The organism is Desulfobacula sp., assembly GCF_021107415.1.
In genome coordinates, this window is record NZ_JAIOSW010000256.1 from 1 (window position 1) to 8,047 (window position 8,047).

At 37.0% G+C, this 8,047-nt stretch carries 5 protein-coding genes and 2 pseudogenes; 6 read left to right on the top strand and 1 reads right to left on the bottom strand.

Annotated elements, in window-relative coordinates:
• Positions 1-255: pseudogene (locus K8S13_RS13770) on the bottom strand (aspartate aminotransferase); the annotation flags it as partial.
• 572 nt (positions 256-827) lie between these two features.
• Here K8S13_RS13770 and K8S13_RS13775 point away from each other — a divergent pair.
• From K8S13_RS13775 to K8S13_RS13800, 6 genes and pseudogenes are all read left to right on the top strand, one after another.
• Positions 828-1,718 carry a hypothetical protein gene (locus K8S13_RS13775; RefSeq protein WP_291463308.1) on the top strand — a complete coding sequence of 297 codons (891 nt, stop codon included), beginning with the start codon at positions 828-830 and terminating at the stop codon, positions 1,716-1,718.
• Positions 1,719-1,746: 28 nt separating this feature from the next.
• Entirely contained in the window at positions 1,747-3,027 is a 1,281-nt protein-coding gene (locus K8S13_RS13780; RefSeq protein WP_291463310.1) for a PIN domain-containing protein, read from the top strand.
• Between the two features lie 44 nt (positions 3,028-3,071).
• Positions 3,072-5,114, top strand: coding sequence for an AAA family ATPase (locus K8S13_RS13785; protein WP_291463311.1), 2,043 nt, complete (start codon positions 3,072-3,074; stop codon positions 5,112-5,114).
• Between the two features lie 93 nt (positions 5,115-5,207).
• Entirely contained in the window at positions 5,208-7,394 is a 2,187-nt protein-coding gene (locus K8S13_RS13790; RefSeq protein ID WP_291463312.1) for a putative transposase, read from the top strand.
• 20 nt (positions 7,395-7,414) lie between these two features.
• A pseudogene (locus K8S13_RS13795) lies at positions 7,415-7,681 on the top strand (transposase); the annotation flags it as partial.
• 137 nt (positions 7,682-7,818) lie between these two features.
• A partial coding sequence (locus K8S13_RS13800) for a transposase (protein WP_291463313.1) occupies positions 7,819-8,047 on the top strand: 229 nt, incomplete at its 3' end.

Below are 8,047 nucleotides of genomic sequence, written 5' to 3' on the forward strand. Positions count from 1 at the left end.
CCATTCTTCTTTGACCTTCCAGTCATAGAGATCGTCTAATTTTGCAATAATGATTTCATTGAGTTTATCAGGAATAAGTGTATATCCTAAAATTCCATGCTCAATGCTTTGTTGAAGGGTATCCAAAATGGCAGGAGGGGCTTTGAAATCCATGTCTGCCACCCACATTGGGATGATATCCCTGCCTTCATATTTTTCCCATTTCAATGAAGAGGTGCGGGTCCGGTCGATTATTTCATCAAAATTATATTTCATATATTCATCAGGCTCCTATATTATGGTTCTAAATATGAAAAAAATTATATTAACACGGGGGAAAAAAAAGAAAAGATTTAATTTGTAAAGATTCAGGCAGTGAATCAGACCTGCAAAAATGCTGATGTATTTAAATTTATAGTTGTACCTATGGATGGAAAAGTACAGGGTGCTACATATTGTGGTTGGTTGTTTTTGAAAAAATGTGGACTTCACAGAGGATAGTCTGGAGTAGCTTTTGATTCCTGAAAAGCCATGGTTATAGCCAGTAAATATCAATAATAACCATTAAAATTACTCAAAATTATATTGAGGATTGGGTTAACAGAAATACTTCTTGAATAAACTTGTCTTTATGTAAAGCAATCTTGAATAGAAATTAAGTGATTGTTCAATTTCAAAAGGTTTCAGGGTTTTTCAACATGATATCTGATCCAGGAACCATGTAAATTGTAAAGATATCCGGTTAGTTTTTTTAAAAATTGATATTTTGGGCTCTCATAAATCAGCATACCATGAATGATATGCGGACAACCGGTTAATTACTTGTTACCCTCAATAAAGTTTGAATTATGAAAACAATTTTTTATTCTTGGCAATCGGACCTTCCAAATAGAACTAACAGGGGGTTTATTTCCATTGCGTTGGAAAAAGCCACAAAAAAACTAAATAGACATGATGAAATTGGATTAGAGCTTGCTGTTGACAGAGACACATTGAACATTTCAGGAGCACCCGACATCGCAAAAACAATTTTTGAAAAGATAGACTGTTCAATTGCTTTTGTATGTGATGTTTCACTCATTAATCCGAACAAATACCGTATAACACCAAATCCGAATGTACTTGTTGAACTTGGTTACGCTGTAAAGTCTTTAGGATGGGACAATATTGTGCTTATCGCAAATACTTTTTACGGTAATATTGAGCAGCTTCCATTTGATTTAAGGGGAAGAAGAATTATTTCTTATAATCTTGCTAAAGATTCAACCCAAATAAGCAGTGAAAGATCAGAACTGGAAAAAAAGTTATTTGGTGCGATTAATTATATTCTTAAAAATAATGCAGCCAAACAATCTGGAACCCGAGATAACTCGCTTAAAAAAGAATATATTCAAGCAGACAGAGAATTATTTAAACATTTCATATCTATACTACCGTCAGATGCTATTTTTAATATAGATAGTACAAAAACTGTCCACATGGAATCGTGTGATGACGGTAATTATAGTTCATTATTTAATGAAGCGGTTCAGCCACTAATGTTGTTTACCATCAAATGGGGTAAGGCAGACCACATGTTTTTAGACTCGGAGTTAGAAGAGATGAGTATTGAATTGAAAACATGCGTTGAAAGCTTCGTGAAAAGTAATAAATGCGATGAAATGAAAATAATAGCGCCACAGATTATATCTAAATATAATAACTTTGTTAGAAAAGCAAAAATTCAATTAGGAGCATAAAATATAAAGGTATAATCAAGGGATGAATATGAAAAAGAATGAAATTAATGAAGATTTCTGGTTTGACGCAAATTGCAAAAGCGACATATCTCAGTTAAAAACAAGCTTGAGTTTATTCATTCAAAATTTTGATAAAGCTTCGGCACTAAAAGAGTACCCGATTTTCTTGGACACGAATGTGTTATTGTTATTCTATAAAGTATCCAATAAGGTGAAAAATAATTTTTTAAAGTTCTTAAAAGAAAATATAGATAATATTTTTATTACTGAGCACGTAAAAAATGAGTTTTTGAAATCACGATTAAAAGTAATAAACGAAGACTATTTAAAGGTAGTGAGTGATGTCCCCAAAGAATTAAAAAAACAATCCAATAAAATCACAAATTATATAAATAGAAACAAATCTATCTTAGAAGACTACGACGAAATTTATTTGGAACTTAAAGAAATAGAAAGTGAATTAACAAGAATACATGATAAATTGGATGTTGAAATCAATAAAAACTTAGAAAAAAACAAAAATATAAAATACAATGATATCCTCCTTGAAGAATATAGCAGAATTCAAATTGTAAATAATATTACAGAGAACGAGCTTACGTTTATAAAAGAAAAATATAACTATTTAAAAGAAAAGGCTTCTATCGTTTTTCCTGGCATGATGGATGGGAAACTAAAAAACGAAAATGAAGATGGTGATTTTATTATATTTCATGAAATGATGAAATATATGAAAGAGAACAATACCAGTGTTGTTTTTCTAACAAATGATAAGAAAAAAGATTGGTTTGAAATAGATGAAAACAATAAAAAGCACCCACAAATTAATTATATAGAAAGTACATACAAGAATACTCAACAATTCAATTATATATTAGAAGCGGATCGCACTTTGTCTAATCTCTTGAACATTCATATAGAATCAAACACTTTTATGAAAAATATTGAAAAAGAAAATGAAATATTAAAGAAACAAAATTTTTATTTAGATTGGTCAAAGGATGAGTTTTTACGCATATTAAATAAGAGCTATTTGGAAAAATTTTCACATCCTGTTTCAGAAATTAAACTTGAATTTGACACCTTGATATCAAACATCGATTTTCATCAACTCCTGGATGAAAATTCAACCACCGGTGAATTCCATGGGGAAGGTCTTGCAATACATAGGAATACGGATACTGATGGTAATGAAATCATGCTAAAAACTCCCTTTTATTTTCTTGGATCATGTAACATCGACAATATAAATAAAGCAATCGATATCAATACTTTGGATATAGAAGAACATGATATAGAAATCGGGTAGGTATATCTGTATTATACAGTCAAAAATAAGTGCTGGAGAAAAAAATGAACATAAAATCCGAAGTCGGTGAGTGGTTCCATACTCGACCAAACTGGCAACAGGAAGCCGCAGACAGAATTTTAAAAAAAGGGTCATTATCCTCAATAGACATTGATGAACTAACCGATCTTGCCAAAACAGATAAAGGCCAAGAAAAAACTGATTTTCACAAATTTAATGGTCTTGGGACTTCTGCAAGTGGTAGTGCCGATTTGCAGCTAAAAGCGATCAGCGAAATAGAAGGGATAGACAATTTGTCACCCCGGAAGCCCCATACTTTAGGTAAAAATAATATCACAGTTGTATACGGGAATAATGGGTCAGGGAAATCCGGTTATACTCGTATCCTGAAGAAAGTATGTGGAAAATCCCATGCCGTTGAATTAAAATCCAATGTTTTTGGAGCTCCTCCTGATAAACAATGTTGCAAGATAGAATACGAATTTGCCGGGAAAACGATTGATGTTACATGGTCGGCAAAAGACGACCCAGTAAACGATCTTTGCAATATAGACATTTTTGATACTACAAGCGGTGAACTCTATCTGGTAAAAGAAAATGAAGCAGCATACACACCAGCGGTACTGGGTTTGTTTGATAAATTAATCCAAGCCTGTGATTCAGTCCGGGATTGTTTTAAGTCAGCTTTGTTAAAGCTGCCTTCGAAGCTCCCTGTCATGCCGCGCGAATATGGCCAAACAAAAGCTGAAAAATTATATTCCAGCCTGCGAGCATCCCAGACAGAATCCTCGCTTGCGAATATTCTCGTCTGGACAAAAGAAGATGATCTCTCTTTAAAGAGCCTTGATGAAAGATTGAAAGCCAAAGACCCTAAAAAACAAGCAGAACAAAAAAGAAACCGAAAAAAACAGATAGATTTGCTTCACACACAGTTAACAGACGTTATTAACAATTTGGCAGCTAATGCCTGCGCTGAAATTTTCAAGTTAAAAAACTCAGCAAAAGAAAAGCGTGATATCGCAATTGGTGGGGCCAAAGCAGTACAAGATATGTCATCTTTATCGGGCGTCGGGTCTGAAACATGGAGGGCGTTATGGTATGCAGCGAGAGAATATTCGAAAAAGGAAGCATATAAAGATAATGAATTCCCAAACACTTCGGATGATGCGCGCTGTATTTTATGTCACCAAAAATTGGATACTAATGCCCGCAAACGATTTCAAAAGTTTGAAAAATATATAACAGGAAAGCTGTCCTCTGATGCAGCAACTGCAGAATTAAAATATAGTAAAAAAATAGAAGTTCTTCCCGATACACCTAAATCAGAGATAATTCAAACGACAATTCAGGCAGCGGGCTTGGAGTCAGAGGAGTGGCTTCCTAAGCTAACAACTTTTTGGAAAAATGTTGAAGATGTAATCGAAAGAATAAAAAAGCAATCAGAATATTCAAAATTTGGTATAGATAAGAAAAAGCTTTCCTGGCTTGAAGAATTGAAGGAACTTGCTGATAGTTTGGAAAATCAGGCAAAACAATTGGATAAGGATGCAAAGGCATTTGATCGCGAAAAAGCGTTGGCAGATAAAAGAGAATTATCGGCAAAAAAATGGACCTCTGATCAAAAAAATGCCATTAAAGATGAACTTAAACGTCTCAAGCAAATCACCCAAATCAATAAATGGATTAGAACGACGAGTACAGCACAAATTTCTAAACAGGCAGGTGTTCTGGCTCAACAAGTTCTTACAGATGCTTATGTAAGCCGGTTCAATCTTGAATTACAACGTCTTGGTGCCCGTCGGATCAAAGTAGAAATCGTTAAAACTCGGGCGAAGAAGGGGCATGTCCTGCATAGGCTTTGCCTCAAAGGATTGAATTATAAGACATACCCCCCAGGAGACATTTTAAGTGACGGAGAAAAGCGGATTGTAACGCTTGCGGCTTTTTTAGCTGATGTAACAGGAAACGAAGAAAAAGCTCCTTTTATTTTTGATGATCCTATTTCATCTCTTGATCAGGATTTTGAAGAAAAATCAATCGACAGATTAATAGAGTTAAGCAAAGACCGCCAAGTTCAGAGCTCCTGACATCAAGCTTGGAAAAGCCTTATTTTAAAGGGTTTTACTTGACTTTTGGGTAAGAATATCGTAGGTTAGAAGACATCAAAAAAGGAAAATATAGTGCTTCAAACCTACATCCCATATAGCTCAAAAAATACCACTCCGATCAATGAAAAAATAGCAATGGATAGTGATGATGAACAGGTCGTTTTTTTTACAGCCACCGGGCCTGTTTACTCTTTTAGAAAAAATGATAAATTCGCCAAAAGATTGGCCCAGGGCATTATTGTTTCCTTAGGCCTTGCAACGACTGCTGAACTTGCTAAGGCCCTTGGTATAAATCGAACGACGGTATTAAGAAATGTTCAAATATATAAAGATAAGGGGCCTGAAGGCTTTATTGATAATCGGCCCAATCGAAGCCCTTACAAGCTCAATAGAGAAAAACAGCAGGTTGTCAAACGCCTTCTGGACAAAGGGTCCACAATCACTGCAGCCGCTGCTGAAGTTGGGGTCAGCGAAGGTTGTGTCCGCAGGGCCTTAAGGAAAGGCCTCATTGTAAGAAAAATCGCCCAATCCGATCAGACTAAAGATTCCGTAGAACTAAAAGGACCGGCTAAACGATCTCAGGAAGATGCCAATTGTAATGCCGGCATTGCGACTAAAAGAGAGGAAGAACGGTTGCTGGCACGTAAGGGAGACCTGATAGAGGCGCTGCCTGAATTTTTACCCAATGAAGGTGTTCACTACGCTGGTGTTCTTCTGGCTTTGCCATTTTTGGCAGGTCTGAGTTATCTTTCTACCGGCAAAAAAGTGTACGGCGCCCTGAAAAAAGCATACTACGGTTTACAATCGATTCTTTTAACCCTGGCATTCATGGCCCTCTTGAGGATGAAAAACCCGGAACAGTTAAAGAACGGAAATCCCGGGGATTTTGGAATAATACTTGGCCTTGACCGCTGCCCTGAGGTCAAGACGTTAAGAAGAAAACTCAATGAGCTTGGTTTGCACAATCAATCAGGTCAGTTCATGGAAACCCTGAGTCGTGCATGGGTAGAGCAGGACAAAGATATTTTGGGGTTTTCATACATTGATGGCCATGTGAGGCCCTATCATGGCAGGAAGCATACTCTGCCCAAAACTCATGTGGCAAGACGGCGCCTTTGCATGCCTGCCACCACCGATTTTTGGGTAAATGGAACCCATTGTGAGCCCCTGTTTTTTGTGACGACAGAGGCCAATAACAGCCTGTTGTCTACCGTTGAAAATGAGATCATCCCTGAATTAAAGCGCTTGTCAAAAGGTGAACGGGTTACCCTGGTCTTTGATCGGGAGGGTTGGAGTCCTGATCGATTTTTAAAATGGAGGGACTCCGGCATTGATGTATTGACTTACCGCAAAGGCAAATATGAGCCATGGCCAAAGGACTGTTTTGTTGAGGTCATCAGCCAGGTTCGAGGAGAACCGGTGACCTATCTGCTGGGGGAACGAAGTATCAAAATAAACAAAAAGGGTTGGGTCAGGGAAGTACGGAGACTATGTGACAACGGGCATCAAACATCGGTTATCTCAACCAGACAGGATCTTTCCATGGAAGAAATAGCCCGCAGGATGTTTTTCCGGTGGAACCAGGAAAACTATTTCAAGTACATGAGAGATGAATATGGTCTTGATCACCTTGTTTCAAGGGATGTGGAACAGGCAGATGTTGAACGGATGGTTCCCAATCCCCAGAAAAAAGAGCTGGTGAAAGAGCATTCAAAACAATTAAAGCAATTAAAAAAGAAGAAAGAACACTATGCCACAAAAGCCGTGGACAACGATGAAAAACAATGTCGGACCATGAGGGGGTTCAATATATCGAATTACGGGTTGAAAACAGAAATCAAACAAATAGAAGAGGAGATTGAAACCCTTAAAGCCCAGATTAAACAATTTCCGGACAAGGTAAAAATAAATGAGACGCTTGAAGAAAACGAAATCGTACGCCTTGAAACCGAAAAGAAGCGGTTAACGGATACCATAAAGATGACCTGCTACAGAGCGGAAACTGAATTGTTAAAAATCATCGAGCAGAACCACTGTTTTGCCAGAACCATGGATGAAGGAAGGACCTTTATAAAAAAGGTATTTCAACAACCGGCTGATATGATCCCGAACGATAATGAAGGCAGGTTGGAGATCCGTTTTCATACAATGTCTACCAGGCGGGAAAACAAGTCTTTGGAGGAGCTTTGTGACATAGTAAATAAGGAAAATTTTTTATACCCCGGTACAAAGCTGAAACTGGTATTTAAGGCTGCATAAACTGCATTTAAATCTGGCTAATGTCAGGAGCTCTGAAATTACTCGCAAAGTTCTCTAAATGTGCATGGAATGTTATCACAGCTTATCTTAAATCCACTGTGCCATATGACGATGCTGTTCCCGGTGCCAGCATTGCTGTGCAGACCTATGGTGATTTTTTAAATTTCAATCCCCATCTCCACGCCATAGTTTCAGATGGTTGTTTTCTGAAAGATGGCAGTTTCCAAACTGCATCAGTATTTATGCTGGAAGATTTAGAAGAAGCTTTCCAGTATGAAGTATTAAAAATGCTCAAGAAAGAGGGAAAGATAAATGATGCCATTATTGAGAATATGCTTTCATGGCATCATTCAGGTTTTAACGTGTATATTGTAGAATCGAATCTGATGATAAAGCTGGACTTGGTAATCTGGCAAGATATATCATTCGTGCCTGTTTTTCCCAGGAAAGAATGGTTTATGTCTCGGCAAAAAAATCCGATGATGGTGTTGCCAAAGTTGTTTACACATCTAAAGACAAAAAAACCAGAAAAATTTTCAATGCTTTGGACTGGCTCGCCAGGTTGGTAACACATATTTCAGGAAGATATGAGCATACTGTGAGATATTATGGCTATTTTTCAAACAAGTCCAGGGGAATGAGAAAAAAGGCAG